This window comes from Acinetobacter sp. I-MWF, assembly GCF_025433935.1.
GTDB classification, from domain to species: domain Bacteria; phylum Pseudomonadota; class Gammaproteobacteria; order Pseudomonadales; family Moraxellaceae; genus Acinetobacter; species Acinetobacter guillouiae.
This window is the reverse complement of sequence record NZ_JAMBAR010000001.1, coordinates 2,217,415-2,234,692: the sequence shown is the minus strand read 5'-3', so window position 1 is coordinate 2,234,692 and position 17,278 is coordinate 2,217,415. Positions and strand designations below refer to the sequence as shown.

Here is a 17,278-nt window from a genome sequence, read left to right as displayed (position 1 = left end):
CCCTACTGGACTAAAGAACTGGTAGTATTTACAAAATAATCATTTATAAACAGCATATTACCTTTAAATATGCTGTTTTAATTTATTCAGAGTCTAAAACCTCATTCTATAAATCCAGAGATCATTTGATTGACTACAGCCGGTTTTTCAGCATGTAACCAATGCCCGACTTGTTCAATGACTTTAACTTGGCTATGACTAAACTGGGTTTCGATTGCAGAAAAATGTTCAGCTTTTGAGATATAGGGTGAGTTTCCGCCTTTAATAAACAATGCTGGAATAGGATTCACCTGCTGATTTTCCCAGCTTAAAATATCAGCATAATGATTAAATAAGGCTTGGACATTAAACAGCCATTTCCCCTTACTGAATGATTTTAATAAAAATTGAATCACCATTTCTTCTTTTAAGTATTGACGCATAATCTCTGTAGCTTCTTTACGAGATTCAATTTGTGCATTTTCAACCGCAAATAAGGCTTTAAAAATTTGATCATGGTGATTTTCTTGATATGCAAAAGGTGTCATATCCAAGACAATCATTTTTTGCATACGATCTTGCGCTAAACCTGCAAGTTTCATTGTAATTTTTCCACCCATAGAATGTCCAATCGCAATAAACTTTTCAATATTTAAATGATCAAGTGTTTGCAAAACATCCTGAGCCATCAATTGATAATTCATTTCATCTGAATGTGCAGAATGGCCATGATTTCGAACATCAATTTGCAATAAGTTGAATTTACCTTGAAATTCACGTGCAATAATGCCCAAATTACTTAAACTTCCAAATAATCCATGAATCAATACCAGTGTGGTTTTTTGAGTCCCATGGCTATCTTGAGCTTGATCGTATTGATAATTCAGTAACATTAAAAACCATCCAGAATTTAAATATTGCGCTTGCACTATGATGACAAGAAGAGAAATGCAGAACAATAGTTTTATCATTCATTAACAATACTGCGACTTAAAAACAATCAATATCTTAACTATCTCTCTTCCAATACCGCACTTGATACACTGTTTAAGTTTTATCTTATTTATCCTTTATTTTGTAGAGAATACACATTTGGCTATAAATATAGACAAATGTGCGATGAGCTTAGGGTCTGTTGACATTTCATAAATGGCTTGCGTTGTAGACTAAAATTGAGCAGGCGAGGCAGGAAACGAAGAGAATAGCGAGACTATTTTCGAGTTTCATAACGTAGGCTGAGATAATTTTAGCCACAACCCTGAGCAAGAACAAAGCACTGCTTTGTTTGCAGCGCAAGGCGCAGCGGGGACTAGCGTGTTTTTTGCCGCTACGTCGTTACGAACTACTCATTTAGAATGACTAAATTTCATATTTCGCGCCTAGTATCGCCTAAAAAACACACGTAGTCGCAAACGTAGACGAATTGTCTACAGACCCTAATCTAAAGTTGAATAAATAATAAAAAATAAACTTTAATCTACTGTTGAGTCGGGGTTTGAATTACCTATATTATCAGACTTGATTTTTTCGATTGATTTAGGACTTTAGACCATGTTTCAACATGTAGATCCTTATGCAGGTGATCCAATTCTCTCTCTAATGGAAGCCTTTGGTAAGGATGAACGGACACACAAAGTAAATTTAAGTATTGGTCTTTATTATAATGAGGACACAATTGTTCCTCAGTTAGACGCTGTAAAAGCGGCTTTGAAAAATATTGAACCAAGCAATGACAAGGTAAAGCTTTATTTACCGATGGATGGTTCAAAGTCTTATAACGAAGCAACCCAGAAACTGGTTTTAGGTGCAGATAGCCAAGCACGTAAAGATGGTCGTGCAGTGACCATTCAAACTCTAGGCGGTTCTGGTGCACTTAAAGTAGGCGCAGATTTTCTAAAAAAATACTTTCCTGAATCTGATGTTTGGGTGAGCCAACCGACGTGGGAAAACCATATTGCGATTTTTAATGGTGCGGGAATCAATTCACATTTCTACCGTTATTTTGATGCAGCAACCAATGGTGTCAATATTGAAGGCATGTTAGAGGATTTACAGCAAATCCCTGCAAAAGGCATTGTTCTTCTTCACCCTTGTTGCCATAACCCAACAGGCGCAGATTTAACACCTGCTGAATGGGATCGTGTAATTGAAGTATTGAAAGCACGTGATTTAATTCCATTCCTAGATATTGCTTACCAAGGTTTTGGTCAAGGCTTAGAAGAAGATGCTTATGCAATTCGTGCTTTAGACAAGTCAGGATTGAATTTCATTGTTAGCAATTCATTCTCTAAAATTTTCTCACTATATGGTGAGCGTGTTGGTGGCTTAAGCTTTATTTGTGATGACCAAGCAACTGCACAAAAAGTTTTAGGTCAGCTTAAAGCAACTGTACGCCGTATCTACTCAAGCCCACCTACAACGGGTGCCTTAGTGGTTGATAATGTATTGAATGATGCAATATTAACTGAAAAATGGCATGCAGAACTTAAAGAAATGCGTGAGCGTATCATCCAAATGCGCGAACTATTAAAGGCAAAATTAACTGCTGCTTTACCTGGTCGTAATTTTGATTACCTTACAGAACAACAAGGCATGTTTAGCTATACCGGTTTAACTGCTGAACAAGTGGATATATTGAAAGATCAATATGCCATTTATTTGCTACGTAGTGGCCGTATGTGTGCAGCGGGCTTAAATTTAAAAAATATTGATTATGTAGCAACATCTGTTGCAGAAGTCATTAAAGCAACTGCTTAAATAAATTGATAAGCGTTGATTGAATCAATCAACTGCCACTTAACTCCCTTTTCATAAGGGAGTTAAGTTTTTGAGATGATTCTTTTTTAAATGAGCATTTTAAAAGCTTAACATTGACATACAGATTTATTTTTATACAATAAGCATTCTTATCCCCTTTCTTAAAAGAGTAACGCCAATGAAGTAAGTCATTTTCTCATCATTATTTATTTAATTTTTGATGTGCAAAATAGATTCTACTCAAGGCTACACTTATCTTTTAGTTCTGATACCGTCTTTACGATAAATTAAATAATCTACTGTTATTTAAAGCTTTTATTAAATACTATTTTGTGCATCCTCTATATGAGGATCATTGAATGCAACAAGCATGTATTATTTCAAATTTGAGTTTGGCATTCCCCACTCAAACAATATTTACGCAACTAAATTTTGTACTTTTTTCAGGGCAAAATTCTGCTGTGATTGGCCGTAATGGTTTGGGAAAATCATTACTTTTTAAACTATTACACCTACAACAGCATTCAGATTTAGCCTATTCAGGGCAAATTGCATGGCATATTCAACATGATTATTTAGCACAATTACAACGATTAAATGCCAAAACCATAGCTGAAGCTTTAGACATTGCTCATCTACACAATGCTTTTGAGCGTATTGAAAACAGTAGTGCCAGTTTTGAAGATTATGATTTGGTGGAAAACTGTTGGGATTTACCTCAAAAATGGCAACAAATTTTAAGCAATGCACAACTGCCGCTTGATTTAAATTTTCCCATACACTACTTAAGTGAAGGTCAAAAAACCAAGCTAGCCTTGTGTCGCTTATTTCTAAAACAAGATCATTATCTACTTTTAGATGAGCCAAGTAATCATTTAGATGCCATGGCAAGAAAATGGTTAATTGAATCGATTCAGGCACATAAGGCGGGAGTTTGTATTATTAGTCATGATCTTCAATTGCTGAATCAAGTGCAGCATATTTATGCTTTAACCGCGCAAGGTTTACAACATGTTTCGGGAAATTATGCTGACTATGTTCAACAGCACCAACAACAAATCCATGCCTTAACTCAGTCCATTCAACAAGAAAAACGTGAATTTAAACAGTTAAAGCAACAACAGCATGATAATTTAATGAAAGCACAAAAACGTCAACGTAAAGGTGTTCAATTGCGTGACTCGAACTCTCAAGCCAAGATTCTACTGGATTTTAAAAAAGAGCAAGCTGGGCAAAGTTTTGGGAAATTACGTGCACAGCAAATTCGCCAAGCTGATGAAACACAAAGCAGTTTACAGGAGAAACAAACAGCATTAGAAAAAATTAAACCACAACGATTTGACTTTCAATTTCAATCATCTAAGCAAGGTGAAATTTTAAGAATTCACGATTTACAATTGCCTTATGCCACCACACAGAACATAAAGTTGTCACTCCAAGCCGGTGAAAAAATCCAGCTTAAAGGGGCAAATGGCGTGGGTAAATCCACCTTATTAAAAATAATTGATCAATCACAAAGTACTGAAATTTTCTTTACTGGACAAAGTTTATATTTGGATCAAAATTTTAGTTTACTCAATGATGATCTTTCTGTGATCGAGAATTTAGCGAAATTTAATCCAGATATACTGGAGGTTGAATGGCGAAATTTATTAGGTCAACTGCGTATCCGCCGCGAAAAAGCACTCTTAAAATTGGGGCAACTCAGTGGTGGCGAAAAACTTAAAGTTGCATTACTTGGAATAAGTCAGCATCATCAAAATATTGATTTATTGTTATTGGATGAACCTGAAAATCACTTAGACATCGAGTCACGAGAATTACTTGCGCAAGCCATTGAGCAATTTAAAGGTGCTGTCATTCTGGTCTCTCATGATGATTGTTTTGTTAAGCAATCTGGAGTAAATGAAGCATTTTTACTGAGTTAAAAGTATTACTTCATTCTGATCATTTTGAAAAACTTTCCGCCAATGGTTTATTGCCTATATGGCGGATTGTACTGGTCAAACTAAAAGTAAATCTCCAATCTACTCAAAATATTTGCAGTGTTAAGTTTCTCTATATGTAAAATCCAAATATTATTTTTGCTTCTCATCTATGAGCTGAAAACATAATTTATCAATGTTTTTCGTTTTTGGATGAAAAGCTGAGAGGTTAGATAACACTATAACAGCAGTCTTATCCTCAACATTTATTGCCATTGAAGATGAATAGCCACCAGTTCCGCCATTGTGCCAAACCAAATCTTTTCCATTTTGTGATTTTAACAAATGCCAAGCTAAACCGATTTTCATATCTTTGTTCATCTCAAAGGTCGGTGTACGTGTTAAAGTCAATTCGGTATTTTTAGGATCGAATTGTGCGATTGCAAATTTTGCTAAATCCTCTGTGGTTGATAATAGCCCGCCAGCACCAAACAAAACGTCAAAATCCCAATTTGATACGATTTTTCCATCAGGATTTTGCCCTTTTACTAACTTATCATGTAGATTTTGCGAGTTTACAAATGAGTTTTTCATTGTGTATTTATCAAAAACTCTCTTTTGTAATAACGTTTGAAAACTTTTTCCTTGTGATACGCCAAGCGTATAGCCTAATAACCCCGCCCCTAAATTGGAATAAACATATTTTTTTTCACGCTCATTTTCAATTTTCAAATCATCTTTAAGGTATTGTTCAATCTGACTTTTACCATAATCTTTATAGGGATTACTTTGATTCGATAAATCTAGATTCTCAGGTAAGCGTGGTAAACCAGAAGTATGATTAGCCAAGTCTTTAAAATTCAGTTGAGTGTTATTTTTAAATTTTAAAGATGGATAAAATGGATTGATTTCATCTGTTAATTTAATTTTTCCTTCATCAACAAGCGAAGCTAAAACGGTCGATGTAAAAACTTTCGTAATAGAACCAATTTCAAAAACCTTATGCTGGTTTTCAATTGGTTTGATCTTGCCATCAGTTTTTATAACCCCATAATATTTCACTTTTTGATTTTGAACGACTGCAATAGAAAGTTGCGTATTATTTGGAAAATTTTGGCTATTCGAAAAAATGATGTTTGAGATTTCTTTTGGATAAGCGTTAAGCGCATTCACAGTATTACTACTGTTTATCTCTTTTTGGACTTCATTAGGCTTCATAACAAGTCCCTTGATATGATTTTCTTGATCAAGCGAAATATTGACCGTCAACACCATTTTCTCAAACTTGGTTTTATAACTTTGATAACTTCCTTGTTGATCGCTGAGAAATTCTTTGCTTTCAATTTTTCCTGCCTGAGATTTCAATCCTGAGAAAAATTGCTTTGTCTTTTCAAGCGGCAATGTCTTTTTCATTTCAACAGAAAATTCATCATAAATTTTTTCATACTGATCAGCATTATAGTTGTTTATAAAATTATCCATGGCAATTTTATAGTTTTCATTCTGAGCAAATATTGGGTTTGATATCAAAATCGCAAATAGGATTAAAAATAGTCTTTTCATAAGGTTTTAATAATAGCTAATGAATTGAAGTCTTGTGCTCTAACGCTACACATCCAAAAGTACAGCTTAAAACATAACAAAAAAACTGCTTTAAGCAAGTATTATCTGTAACTCAGTAGCAAAACATTGTTATTTTAGTTTTTTTATAATGATTGTTTTGTGTCGAATAAATGAAGCGAATTTATTAAATTAAACTTTAAAATCATGATTGAACAAATCAATATTTATTCAATCATATAAGACTTAAATTTGTGTCATTAACCACAAGTCGCTTGGGTAATTTTTTTGGTCGCAGGATCTACAGTTACTGTCACACGTTCAATACGATAATCCATAGTTACCCCTTGATTTGGTGCAACTTTACGTACGATTGATGCTTGTGTAAGCTGCTTAATTTTCGCTTCAGACATATCATTTTGACCAATCAATTGAGCCGCACGTTCAGCAACACATGTGGTTTGAGTGTTTTGTGCTGTTTGATCTGGCGTTGCATTGGTTTGAAGCGAAGAACATGCTGATACGGTTAAAGCCATGATACCAAGACCTAAAATTGCAACATTTTTCATAAGACGACCTATTTTGATTTTTTGCTTTAAAGCCATAACATAACAAAAAAAGATAAGCTTAGAAAATTAATATATAAAACTCATACATTTATCATGCAAATAAAAACCAGTGATACATGATGTATCACTGATTCTTGGTGGTGCTCAGTATTTAAGCTTAAAAGTTAATCACTGTACGGATTGATTTACCTTCATGCATTAAATCAAATGCTTCATTAATTTTATCTAAGCCCATTGTATGGGTAACAAAAGGTGCAAGTTGGATATCACCTTTCATCGCATCTTCAACCATACCTGGCAATTGTGTACGGCCTTTTACCCCACCAAATGCGGTTCCTTTCCATGTACGACCAGTCACAAGCTGGAACGGACGGGTAGAAATTTCTTGACCTGCACCTGCTACACCAATGATGACTGATTGTCCCCACCCACGATGAGCACATTCAAGCGCTGAACGCATCACATTGACATTGCCGATACATTCAAATGAATGGTCTACACCCCAACCTGTCATTTCAACAATCACTTCTTGAACAGGTTTGTCATAGTCTTTTGGATTAACAAAATCAGTCGCACCAAACTCTTCTGCCAACTTAAATTTTTCAGGATTGGTATCAACAACAATGATCCGACCTGCTTTCGCTTGGCGTGCACCTTGTACAACAGCCAGACCAATACCACCCAAACCAAATACAGCAACTGAATCGCCTTCTTGTACTTTTGCTGTGTTATGGACTGCACCAATCCCTGTCGTTACACCACAACCCAGCAAACAGACATGTTCAGGATTTGCTTCAGGGTTAATTTTAGCCAATGATACTTCAGCAACGACAGTATATTCACTAAAAGTTGAACAACCCATATAGTGGTAAATAGGTTCACCATTATAAGAAAAACGTGTCGTTCCATCAGGCATAACCCCTTTACCTTGTGTCGCACGAACGGCTGTACACAGGTTGGTTTTGCCTGATTTACAGAATAAGCATTCGCCACATTCTGCCGTATATAAAGGAATTACATGATCCCCAGGTTTTACTGAAGTTACACCTTCACCAACTTCGACAACAATACCAGCCCCTTCATGGCCTAAAACTGCTGGAAATACGCCTTCTGGATCATCACCTGATAAAGTAAATGCATCTGTATGACAAACCCCTGTATGGGTAATTTTAACAAGGACTTCGCCTTTTTGTGGGGGAGCTACATCAATTTCCACAATTTCTAAAGGTTTTCCTGGACCAAATGCAACAGCAGCACGTGATTTCATAGCTAAATATCCTAATAGGTTTGTGTTTTAACAGTTGGACTACAGTAACCTTTTTCTCTTTACAGATTCAACTATTAACTTGATGATATGATTTAGTAAAATTTAAAGTACTCATTGAAAGAATGAATCATTCAAAGACTTCACTTCCCTTCGTTATTTTGGCTTTTTCAATCACTGGATGTAGTTTACCTATGAATCAACCAGAACAAGAACAACAAGTTAAAGTATATGCAGAGCATTGGATCAATGAGCCTCAAGCAAAACAGATGCTTACTCAAGGTCTCACTGCATATTTAGCCATGAATGATGCTTTCCAAAGTATCGCGTCACGTATCCACCTGATTCGGAAAGCCAAATATACACTTGATTTACAATACTATATTTGGGCGGATGATTTTATTGGCAATTTAATGCTACACGAATTGCTTAAAGCTGCTGACCGCGGTGTAAAAGTACGCTTATTAATCGATGATCAAAATGGAACAAAAATAGATCGGCAATTAAGTGCATTGCTGACACATCCAAACATTTCGATCAAATTATACAATCCTTATAAATTCCGACACTTTCGTGTAATGGATTATATTTTTAGAATGAACAGAATCAACCATCGAATGCACAATAAATTAATTATTGCTGATGGTGCAATTGCTGTGACAGGCGGACGAAATATCAGCAGTGAATATTTTGATGCCAGTGAATCTTTCCAATTTACTGATATGGATATTTTATTTTTTGGTAAAGCAGTCAATCGTGCAAATGAAGTTTTTACCGACTTTTGGAATTTTCAATTAAGCTATCCGATTGATCAATTTATTCATAAAGGTTCTGAACACGATTTATTAACTTTGCGAAAAAGCTTTGAACGACTTGAACAAGCTGAACATACTACAGATGAAAAGGTAAATCTTGAGCAAAAAGAGCTCGCCAATGAGCTTAATCAAAATAAAATCAATTGGGCTTATGCCGATTTTCTGGCAGATTCTCCAAAGAAAAGTTTAGGACAGGCACACGGCAATGAATTAATTTCACACCAAATTCACCAACATTTGGGTGACCCCAAACAAGAAATGGATTTGATTGCCGCTTATTTTGTTCCTACAAAAAATGGAACGGATTTCATCAATCAATTCCCTAAACAAAATGTCAAAGTGAGAATTTTAACCAACTCCTTTATGGCAAATGATGTTGCGCTTGTCCATGCGTTTTATCAAAAGTATCGAGTTGACCTGCTTAAAGGAGGCGCAAAACTTTATGAATTTAAACCCTATATAGAACGCAATCGCCGTACTTGGTATGAGGTCCTCACAGGAAATATCATTCCGAAAAAAGGCAAAAATAAATCCAGTTTGCATGCAAAATTTATCAATATTGATGACAAAGTCTTTATTGGTTCATTTAACCTAGATCCAAGATCATTCAATATCAATACCGAAGTTGGACTGGTTGTTCAATCAGATCCTTTACAAGAGCAAATTTCAAATCTATTGGATCAAACCCTATTTAGGGTTGCTTATGAGTTAAAACTTAATCCGCAAGGTGAACTGATCTGGCTAGATCATCGTGCTGATGGCAAAGTGATTGAATATAAAGTTGATCCTGAAACTACGCGATTCCAACGATTTGTCATGTATAGTGTCTCATATTTGCCACTTGAATGGATGATGTAATTTTAGTGTAATGACAACGCATATACCAAAATTATTAAAAATTTACTGCTACAAATAACACTCAAACAGACAGAGCCCTTTGATCTCTTTAACCAGTTCTATGTCAGTAAAGCCCGCATATTTTAAGCTTTGAAAATGTTCATGTTTCGACATATACAAGTCATTATTGCTCATCGCATCTGATGCAAAAATATGGTCACAGACCAGATACAGAGCATCACGTTTTAATAATGTCTTTACTTGTTGATGAAATTGATTTGCATAGTTTTTATGGCGTAACTCATGTAAAGCTTGATGAATAATGATGGCATCATATTGTCCAAGCTGATCGCGCCAATCTTCATTTTTAAAATCAGCAATCAGATATTGCACTCTATCTAACTCAGAAGAAAGTAGCTTACTTTTAGAAAGCTCATGCATTGCATCAGAGAAATCTAGTGCTGTATATTCAATATCAGCGCACTGGGTAAGGAAATGTTTGGCAAGAAAACCAGGACCTGAACCTATTTCTAAAATATTGAACTGCGCGTTTTGATCAGTTTGATAGTGTTTCTCTTTGGCTGCTTTTTGAATTAAATTCACATAATAATCAAAAAACTCATAACGCCATGGGCGTTTTTCATTGGCTTCATTTGCCCATTGCAATGCATCTTGTTGATTTTTTAAATCAATTGGACTCGGTACATCCTGAACACTCATTATAATTATTCCACTGAAATCAATATAAATTTGCTTACTATTTACCCATATTTTAAAGCAATAAGGAAACGGATTTTCACTAACTTTGTAAGTTATTTATTTTTAACTGCTGAATTGACATCGCCAAAATATCAAAGACTTTTTTATCCACACATTGTGCAACATTAAAGCGCATGAACTGTCCTGCATTTTCAGCTTGGCTAAAAGAATTACCCGGCGCTAGAATTACGCCCTGTTTAAGACATAACTTTGATAATTCCGCAGCCTGTATACCATCTGGCAATTTGCACCATAAAAAAATCCCTGCTGTTGGCACAATCCACGGTTTTATATCGAGTTGCCCCAACTTTTGCATCATTTCATTGCTGACTTTAAGCAAATGTTTCTTTAACCAATCTAAATGTTTAGGATAACTGCTGTCCATTAAAGCTTGATAAATAATTTCTGCATTTAAATGACTATTGCTAAAGTTGGTTGCAATTCTTAAATCTATCAATTGATCAATCAGTTCTGACTCTGCAATGATATAACCGCAACGAATTGCTGCTGAAAGAGTTTTGGTAAAACTGCCAATCTGAATGACATGCTTAAAACCTGCTAATGAAGCATAACGTGGTGCTGGTGTATATTCAAAATCAGCAAAAATTTCATCTTCAATAATCAATAAATCAGTTTTCTCAACCAGCTTAGAAATTTGATAAACCGTTTGTAGCGAAATCGTGGCCCCTGTTGGATTATGGATCCCTGAATTGGTTAAATAGATTTTAGGCTTTAAATTCAATGCTTGTTCAAATTTTTCTACATCTGGTCCCGTTTCTGTAAATGGAATTGGAACGGCTTTTAAATGATGTGCCTTAATCAAGGCGCGGAAATTAAAATAGCAAGGATCATCAATCAAAATCACATCACCTGCGCTAAGCAAATGTCTAAAAATTAAATCAATGGACTGGGTTGCTGAGTCAGTAATAAGAATCTGATTCAATTTAAACTTTAAATCATACAGTTCTTTTTTTCTGGCAATAAATTTACGTAACTCCAAATGTCCATGTGGTGTTGCATAATCAGTGAGCATGATGATTTCAGATTTGGCAGCTTGTTTTAACGCTTTACGGATCGATTGTTCAGGCATCCAAGTGGTCGGTAACCAGCCACAACCCGGTTTTAGCACATCCGTCTTCGCCTCTAATGACTGCCTTGAAATCCATAAGGGATCTATTTCACGTTGATACTGTATTTCAGTATCAATCATTTGTATTGGTTCGGCTTTACCTAACACATAGTAACCAGAACCAAGACGAGATTCTAAAACACCTTCCGCAACTAATCTGGCATAGGCTTCAACGATCGTTGAAACAGAACAGTTTGTTTGTGTAGCAAACTGACGGACTGAAGGTAAGCGTGAACCTGCAATCAAACTTTTATTCAAAATTTGATTTTTAATCATCAGCACTGTTTGTTCAATTTTAGTTTTTGCCATTTAAAAACCACATATTTTAAAGATAAGAAATCTGAGAAAACCCGTTAGATTGAGTAGAATTGTAATGGTAAAAATAGCATAACAGTTATTTAAAATTGTACTGTAGTGTACATATATATTTCCAGTAAATAGCGCTTAAATCATCATAAATTGACTGAGTAATTGATGATGGATAAAACAAATATTGGCTGGCTGAATGGTTTTATTGGTGTAGCGATTTTTGCTGGCTCTTTGCCCGCAACCCGTATTGCCGTCATGGGTTTTAGTCCAGAATTTTTAACCACAGCTCGGGCAGCCATTGCAGGAAGTATTGCTTTAATCTGCTTGTTTATTTTACAGCAATCAAAGCCTTCATTTGCTCAATTTAAATCATTGGTTATTGTGGCTTTAGGTGTGGTGATTGGTTTTCCATTATTTACGGCATTAGCTTTACAAACAGTATCCTCAGCACATGCTATTGTCTTTGTTGGTCTCTTGCCTTTATCGACTGCAATTTTTGCAGTTTTACGTGGGGGTGAAAAACCTGCTACACAATTTTGGTTATTTGCCTTAATTGGTAGTGCCATCGTGGTTGGTTTTATGTTTTATGAAAACCGTAATTTAAGTTTTAGTGTGGGCGATCTCTATATGCTTGCATCAATTGTTGTCTGTGGACTGGGTTATGCTGAAGGTGGAAAGCTTTCAAGAGAACTGGGTGGATGGCAAGTGATTTGTTGGGCTTTAGTGGTTGCATTACCCTTGATGCTTATCTCAAGTCTATATTACCTACCTGCAAGCTTTGCAAATATTCATTGGCCTGAAATAATTGGTTTAATCTATGTGTCGCTGTTTAGTATGTTGATCGGTTTTATTTTTTGGTACAAAGGCTTAGCGTTGGGCGGAATTGCCAAAGTTGGACAAATTCAATTGATACAACCGTTTATTGGTTTAATGCTTTCAGCGGTTCTATTGGGTGAGCATGTAAGTTTTGCAATGATTGTTGTTTGTTTTGCAGTTGTGATCTGTGTTGCTCTGGCAAAACGATTTGCATAGAAAATGGAAAAGCTTAAGCATTTATTGGCTATATCTGTATATCGATTTAATCAAGTACAATAGGATAAATGCCTAAGCTAAAACAAAAACAGTCAATTACAGATATTGGGACAACCCAATATAACGCTTATAGGAACAGTATTCTTAAAAATTTTCAAACTGACTTTTTCTTCTCTACTGATTAGTGAATCATTTAAAGTATGATGCCAAATTATGAGTTTAAACTTACTTAAAGTAAGCCTGTTTCTTTAAATAAGTTCTTATATGCCTCTGCCTTCTTATCCAGTGCTAATGGATACGCTCTTGATGAAGAAGGCATCCGATATAAACCTATCTCTCGTCCAGCAAATATAGCTTGTGAGGATTGCCCTATCTGTGGCTTTTCAGTTTCTTCAGGCATAGATAACATCAGGGTATCTGTTGCCTTATCTCCAGTGGTCATGATGCTGTTACATTCAGGAATTTGCGTTAAAAGCTGTGCTAGGTCTGTGGGGGTCTTAATCTGTAGGAATTTATCTGAGGCATTTCCTTTTAAGCGAATAACTTGATACGCCGTATCAAAAATTGCGATACCTTTTTCGATTAAGAATTCGCGAATACGTTGTTCTTTAAAATTTTTATTGGGTAAATCTAAAAAGTGGTCTTTATTTTCAAAGAAAATAAGCCCAAAAATCCGCCACATATCATTTTGATAATTCGGATAATAAAAATCCATCTTCCATCTGCTTTGAGGCGGTGGAAAGCTACCAAGCATCAACAGCTTGGCATTTGCAGGAAGAAATGGTTTAAGTGGGTGGGTTTCTATTTCGATATCAGTCATTTATAAATAAGAAATAATTTAAGAATTATAATTTTATCTTAACATTTTTACTTGCTAAGCATGGGTAGTTGTTTCTAATTTTATATTAAAGATTTTAAATCGTAAATTTATCCATTTTTCTTTTAATTAACCAACTTAATCGATTGTTGTGCTTATTCAACAAAACCACCCGTAGGTGGTCTAAATGCAACTTACACAATAAAAATCAGTAGCCATTCTCGTTTAACTTAACTCTCAAAGGTTCTGATTCAGCTTGAACCATTTCTTTTACTTCATCAGTTATTTCAATACCCATTTCTTGTAACATTAAGAACGTAAGTTCTGAAGTGCTCTCTGCAAAATCTTTGTTATCTATTAACATTTTAGGTAATCTTGTGGTTTTAGGAAAATCTGGAAAGAATTCATTAAAATCCTTTTTATTTTCAACGCCTAAATAAATAAATCTTCGCCATTCATTTGTTTGAATGTCGCGTACAAAAATAACGTCCGCCTCAGTCAGCATAGGTTTTTTGAAAAATTCATCTTGTAATCGCATAGGAACAACACAAATTTCACCTACACTGGAGATATAATTTAACTTTGGTTTTAAAAAGGAAGAATCTATACTTTTATAAGAACCATCTTTAGCTAAATCCTGTATTGTTTTAATGTCTTCTCTATACTCAGCATCACTGATCCAGTCAGCTGAAGAAAAGGTTTTTCCTTGATGCTTGGATTTAAGTTTACGGTCATATTCAATCTGATCATAAAATTTTAGAACATCATCAAGTGAACCATTTTTTAGTATTTCGACTTCCTTGTCAGCTTGCTTATTAAAAATCTCATAGCTTTTTTCACACTGTAAGTTCTCTGCAAAGGAGAAACTTGATGCTAAGGTTGTTAAAGCAATAATGAATAATTTTTTCATGAAATACCCTCTTAATATTTTGGGGATAAGATACTCAGGTTGAGATCAGAAATAAACCTTACAAAAAATTTATTTAACACAACACATTATCTGATTTTTTCAACCTCACACTAAGCTATTATTTTTAAATAAGTTTTACAATATTCTGACAAGGTTATTTTTGTCAAATCTCTTTATGATGAGGGCAATTTTTACTGCTGCTGTGATTACTGATTTTAAAAAATTACTAGAAATTTCATATAGAACAAAGTCTTAATCAATATTCTTAGCACTAATAAAAGTTGTTGCGTCAATTCCACCCGTATAAAAAATACAAAACTTGGCGATGTGCTGTTTTTAATCGGAAATTTCAAATAAAATAATTAAATATCTTGAATTTGTAACAGTTTCAAGATATGGTAATAAAAATCATTGCATATCTCGGTAATATATTTGATAGTTAAGGTTCTTTAAGATTTATCTAAATATTAACTGACTTTATACAACCGAAAACTTTTTCTTAACATTAAAAATCAATTCGTTATGAACATTAAACTTTTTACAGCATTATTCTTGATCCTTGCCCTGTCTGCTTGCAATAAAGAGCCTGAGCAGCATGCAACTGCGCAAACAGATCGACCCACCCTCACTGCACAATTTGAACAATCAGATGAAATGATTAGTAAATATCTTGATCAACTTGATGATCCAAATACGACATTGGATGATAAGACCAGAATCGTATGTCAAGATTATCCTAAAGAATACAAATCGAATTACATGCCAAATTTACTTAAATTAAATCCAGAGAACTATACTGAAGCTAAATTACTTTCAGACTTAGATATTGCTTTAAACTATTACAAAGAAAAAGAAAATATTCAGTGTAAAGATACAAAATAGTGATGGTCATTTATCAAGTTTTAGCGCTTAAAATTTTTAAAAAAATTTAGATTAAATATATGTTTTATATAAAATATCTTAAGTTAGTGGTATCTAAATAAAAATAGGGAGCTTAAAAGCTCCCTATTTTTAGTTCTTTTCACGGTAGTATTGATGTTTTCTTTTTGAATGGTGTTTCCAGTTTTTTCCACCATAGCAAAAACCAGGTGGATGTTCAGTCGTCCAAGAACACATCAATGCCCTACCTCGTCTGCGTCTTAGTTTAAGAGAATAAGATGATTTATACTCAATCTCGTGCAAGAAAAAACTACTTTTTTCTTGTTTAACGCTGTAGTGGCGATACCAAGTATCTTGTCGATTTGGAAAAATTTCATCATCATAATCGCCAGTTAAACCTTTCTTAACAACTTTTACGTATTGTTGTTTAAGGTGTTTCAGTTTATCCATATTTCTCTCATTAGGTAGTTAAAACCTAATAGAGAGTTTTCGCGTAATAATTCATATTTTATGTTCTTTTTGAATTTGCTTAATTTTATCACATGAATTTGCTAAAAATACACTGTGAAATTTGTTTTGCCCAAATTTGATAAATTTCCTGACTCGGGTGAAAACCATCACGTGCCATTTGTAAATTTAAAGTTTTAAAATGGGCTAAATCAAAACGAATCAATTGATAATTGATTTTATTTTCGATGAATTGGGCTAACTTCTGATTCATTGCACTCGAATACTGTCCAAACAACCATCCCAGTGGATTTGGTAATGCTGGAAACAGATTCATTGGGGGGACACCCGTAACTAAAATCATCTTTGGCAAAAACTTAGCTTCAATTTCTGTATAAAGCCCCCTTTGTTGCTGAATCCATTTTTGTGGTGAAATAAGTTTTGTGACATCGTTTACTCCAACCGATGTAATCACAACATCAAACTGCTGATTGTCTAATTGTTTGGTTCTTTGCAAAATTTCTAAGGTGCTATCCCCCGTTTTCGCTTCTAATTGATAAGTGACTTCAAAATTAGAGGCTAATTCATCGAGTAAACACCCCAATAAGGCTTCACGTTGATCTTCAACCCCCACACCTACGGCAGCAGAGTCACCCAAAATTAAAATAGATAGTGCTTTTCCTTGTCCTATAACACCTTTTCGCAATCCTTGAGGTTCAGCTAATCGAAGTGTATTTTTCTTGACGCGATAACCTTGAAGAATTAATGCGGGAACGAGAACAATGGTAGAGATTTTTAAAAGCATATTCGAGTACCAATCCAACAAAGCTATCTCAAAATCAGTCAGAGTCAGATATAGCTTGTCGCAGTATTAAAATCATAAAGTTCAATGTCGATTTTACTTAATTGTATGGCCAAGTTGCTATTGGGCTAAATCAACAAAATTTAAGGCAAAAGCAAATATAAATGTACCAATAAACTCAAAAATTAAAACCGCATACTTTCTGCTTTTGCTCATCAAATAGGCATTATAGGTCCCGATTAAAATGATACCAAGATACATTAACTTTTGAATATCATCGATTTGCATAAGGCATTGTTGAATTTCACAGTGCTTTTCAAAAAAGAAGAGATACAAGATACGCGCAAGAAAAACTAAAAAGCTGGTCAGGAAAAAACCCAATACGATAAACATGTTAAAATTCTCATTATTTTTTATCCAGTTAGATTTTAAAGCTTTATCTATGCAATGCAATAAAAAAGACCCTTGTTGGGTCTTTTAAAGCTAAA

The 17,278-nt window shown here is 34.6% G+C and carries 16 protein-coding genes; 5 read left to right on the top strand and 11 right to left on the bottom strand.

Annotation, left to right across the window (positions count from 1 at the left end):
- Nucleotides 1–101: 101 nt before the first annotated feature.
- Entirely contained in the window at nucleotides 102–872 is a 771-nt protein-coding gene (locus M2R48_RS10385) for an alpha/beta fold hydrolase (RefSeq protein WP_262086040.1), read from the bottom strand.
- Between the two features lie 658 nt (nucleotides 873–1,530).
- Between M2R48_RS10385 and M2R48_RS10380 the strand changes: the two genes are divergently transcribed.
- Together M2R48_RS10380 and M2R48_RS10375 are read left to right on the top strand one after the other, a co-directional pair.
- Nucleotides 1,531–2,736 carry an aromatic amino acid transaminase gene (locus tag M2R48_RS10380; RefSeq protein ID WP_262086039.1) on the top strand — a complete coding sequence of 402 codons (1,206 nt, stop codon included), beginning with the start codon at nucleotides 1,531–1,533 and terminating at the stop codon, nucleotides 2,734–2,736.
- Between the two features lie 359 nt (nucleotides 2,737–3,095).
- Entirely contained in the window at nucleotides 3,096–4,664 is a 1,569-nt protein-coding gene (locus tag M2R48_RS10375; protein ID WP_262086038.1) for an ATP-binding cassette domain-containing protein, read from the top strand.
- A gap of 150 nt (nucleotides 4,665–4,814) precedes the next feature.
- Here M2R48_RS10375 and M2R48_RS10370 read toward each other — a convergent pair whose 3' ends face one another.
- From M2R48_RS10370 to M2R48_RS10360, 3 genes are all read right to left on the bottom strand, one after another.
- Nucleotides 4,815–6,224 (bottom strand): beta-lactamase family protein, encoded by a 1,410-nt coding sequence (locus M2R48_RS10370; protein WP_262086037.1) that lies wholly within the window; start codon nucleotides 6,222–6,224, stop codon nucleotides 4,815–4,817.
- A 257-nt stretch (nucleotides 6,225–6,481) separates the two neighbouring features.
- Nucleotides 6,482–6,790 carry an I78 family peptidase inhibitor gene (locus tag M2R48_RS10365; RefSeq protein ID WP_262086036.1) on the bottom strand — a complete coding sequence of 103 codons (309 nt, stop codon included), beginning with the start codon at nucleotides 6,788–6,790 and terminating at the stop codon, nucleotides 6,482–6,484.
- 157 nt (nucleotides 6,791–6,947) lie between these two features.
- On the bottom strand, nucleotides 6,948–8,057 hold the full coding sequence (locus tag M2R48_RS10360) for an S-(hydroxymethyl)glutathione dehydrogenase/class III alcohol dehydrogenase (RefSeq protein WP_004720535.1): 1,110 nt from the start codon (nucleotides 8,055–8,057) through the stop codon (nucleotides 6,948–6,950).
- A 191-nt stretch (nucleotides 8,058–8,248) separates the two neighbouring features.
- On the opposite strand from M2R48_RS10360, the gene M2R48_RS10355 reads away from it, so the two are divergent.
- Entirely contained in the window at nucleotides 8,249–9,727 is a 1,479-nt protein-coding gene (locus M2R48_RS10355; protein WP_262086035.1) for a phospholipase D family protein, read from the top strand.
- A 48-nt stretch (nucleotides 9,728–9,775) separates the two neighbouring features.
- Here the strand turns inward: M2R48_RS10355 and M2R48_RS10350 are convergent, their stop codons facing one another.
- Nucleotides 9,776–10,426 (bottom strand): class I SAM-dependent methyltransferase, encoded by a 651-nt coding sequence (locus M2R48_RS10350; RefSeq protein ID WP_262086034.1) that lies wholly within the window; start codon nucleotides 10,424–10,426, stop codon nucleotides 9,776–9,778.
- Nucleotides 10,427–10,505: 79 nt separating this feature from the next.
- Complete coding sequence (locus M2R48_RS10345; RefSeq protein ID WP_262086033.1) at nucleotides 10,506–11,903, bottom strand: PLP-dependent aminotransferase family protein; 1,398 nt, start codon at nucleotides 11,901–11,903, stop codon at nucleotides 10,506–10,508.
- Nucleotides 11,904–12,071: 168 nt separating this feature from the next.
- Here M2R48_RS10345 and M2R48_RS10340 point away from each other — a divergent pair, with 168 nt between their 5' ends.
- A complete protein-coding gene (locus tag M2R48_RS10340) occupies nucleotides 12,072–12,935 on the top strand; it encodes a DMT family transporter (RefSeq protein WP_262087479.1) in 864 nt (287 codons plus the stop codon).
- Nucleotides 12,936–13,164: 229 nt separating this feature from the next.
- Here M2R48_RS10340 and M2R48_RS10335 read toward each other — a convergent pair whose 3' ends face one another.
- Both M2R48_RS10335 and M2R48_RS10330 read right to left on the bottom strand, forming a co-directional pair.
- Nucleotides 13,165–13,755: a uracil-DNA glycosylase family protein gene (locus tag M2R48_RS10335; RefSeq protein WP_262086032.1), complete on the bottom strand. Its 591-nt coding sequence runs from the start codon at nucleotides 13,753–13,755 to the stop codon at nucleotides 13,165–13,167.
- Between the two features lie 205 nt (nucleotides 13,756–13,960).
- Nucleotides 13,961–14,662, bottom strand: a complete 702-nt coding sequence (locus tag M2R48_RS10330; protein ID WP_262086031.1) for a hypothetical protein — start codon at nucleotides 14,660–14,662, stop codon at nucleotides 13,961–13,963.
- Nucleotides 14,663–15,184: 522 nt separating this feature from the next.
- Between M2R48_RS10330 and M2R48_RS10325 the strand changes: the two genes are divergently transcribed.
- On the top strand, nucleotides 15,185–15,544 hold the full coding sequence (locus M2R48_RS10325) for a hypothetical protein (RefSeq protein WP_262086030.1): 360 nt from the start codon (nucleotides 15,185–15,187) through the stop codon (nucleotides 15,542–15,544).
- A 129-nt stretch (nucleotides 15,545–15,673) separates the two neighbouring features.
- Here the strand turns inward: M2R48_RS10325 and M2R48_RS10320 are convergent, their stop codons facing one another.
- The 3 genes from M2R48_RS10320 to M2R48_RS10310 all read right to left on the bottom strand — a co-directional run bounded on the left by M2R48_RS10320 (nucleotide 15,674) and on the right by M2R48_RS10310 (nucleotide 17,183).
- On the bottom strand, nucleotides 15,674–15,991 hold the full coding sequence (locus M2R48_RS10320) for a hypothetical protein (protein WP_056511074.1): 318 nt from the start codon (nucleotides 15,989–15,991) through the stop codon (nucleotides 15,674–15,676).
- Nucleotides 15,992–16,079: 88 nt separating this feature from the next.
- Nucleotides 16,080–16,793: an SGNH/GDSL hydrolase family protein gene (locus M2R48_RS10315; protein WP_262086029.1), complete on the bottom strand. Its 714-nt coding sequence runs from the start codon at nucleotides 16,791–16,793 to the stop codon at nucleotides 16,080–16,082.
- Between the two features lie 117 nt (nucleotides 16,794–16,910).
- A complete protein-coding gene (locus M2R48_RS10310; protein WP_056511068.1) occupies nucleotides 16,911–17,183 on the bottom strand; it encodes a hypothetical protein in 273 nt (90 codons plus the stop codon).
- Between the last annotated feature and the right edge of the window lie 95 nt (nucleotides 17,184–17,278).

What these genes read in the sequence shown, in the direction of transcription:
- M2R48_RS10385 (WP_262086040.1), bottom strand. Translation starts at nt 872, where the DNA reads ATGTTACTGAATTATCAATACGATCAAGCTCAAGATAGCCATGGGACT.
- M2R48_RS10380 (WP_262086039.1), top strand. Translation starts at nt 1,531, where the DNA reads ATGTTTCAACATGTAGATCCTTATGCAGGTGATCCAATTCTCTCTCTA.
- M2R48_RS10375 (WP_262086038.1), top strand. Translation starts at nt 3,096, where the DNA reads ATGCAACAAGCATGTATTATTTCAAATTTGAGTTTGGCATTCCCCACT.
- M2R48_RS10370 (WP_262086037.1), bottom strand. Translation starts at nt 6,224, where the DNA reads ATGAAAAGACTATTTTTAATCCTATTTGCGATTTTGATATCAAACCCA.
- M2R48_RS10365 (WP_262086036.1), bottom strand. Translation starts at nt 6,790, where the DNA reads ATGAAAAATGTTGCAATTTTAGGTCTTGGTATCATGGCTTTAACCGTA.
- M2R48_RS10360 (WP_004720535.1), bottom strand. Translation starts at nt 8,057, where the DNA reads ATGAAATCACGTGCTGCTGTTGCATTTGGTCCAGGAAAACCTTTAGAA.
- M2R48_RS10355 (WP_262086035.1), top strand. Translation starts at nt 8,249, where the DNA reads ATGAATCAACCAGAACAAGAACAACAAGTTAAAGTATATGCAGAGCAT.
- M2R48_RS10350 (WP_262086034.1), bottom strand. Translation starts at nt 10,426, where the DNA reads ATGAGTGTTCAGGATGTACCGAGTCCAATTGATTTAAAAAATCAACAA.
- M2R48_RS10345 (WP_262086033.1), bottom strand. Translation starts at nt 11,903, where the DNA reads ATGGCAAAAACTAAAATTGAACAAACAGTGCTGATGATTAAAAATCAA.
- M2R48_RS10340 (WP_262087479.1), top strand. Translation starts at nt 12,072, where the DNA reads ATGGATAAAACAAATATTGGCTGGCTGAATGGTTTTATTGGTGTAGCG.
- M2R48_RS10335 (WP_262086032.1), bottom strand. Translation starts at nt 13,755, where the DNA reads ATGACTGATATCGAAATAGAAACCCACCCACTTAAACCATTTCTTCCT.
- M2R48_RS10330 (WP_262086031.1), bottom strand. Translation starts at nt 14,662, where the DNA reads ATGAAAAAATTATTCATTATTGCTTTAACAACCTTAGCATCAAGTTTC.
- M2R48_RS10325 (WP_262086030.1), top strand. Translation starts at nt 15,185, where the DNA reads ATGAACATTAAACTTTTTACAGCATTATTCTTGATCCTTGCCCTGTCT.
- M2R48_RS10320 (WP_056511074.1), bottom strand. Translation starts at nt 15,991, where the DNA reads ATGGATAAACTGAAACACCTTAAACAACAATACGTAAAAGTTGTTAAG.
- M2R48_RS10315 (WP_262086029.1), bottom strand. Translation starts at nt 16,793, where the DNA reads ATGCTTTTAAAAATCTCTACCATTGTTCTCGTTCCCGCATTAATTCTT.
- M2R48_RS10310 (WP_056511068.1), bottom strand. Translation starts at nt 17,183, where the DNA reads ATGTTTATCGTATTGGGTTTTTTCCTGACCAGCTTTTTAGTTTTTCTT.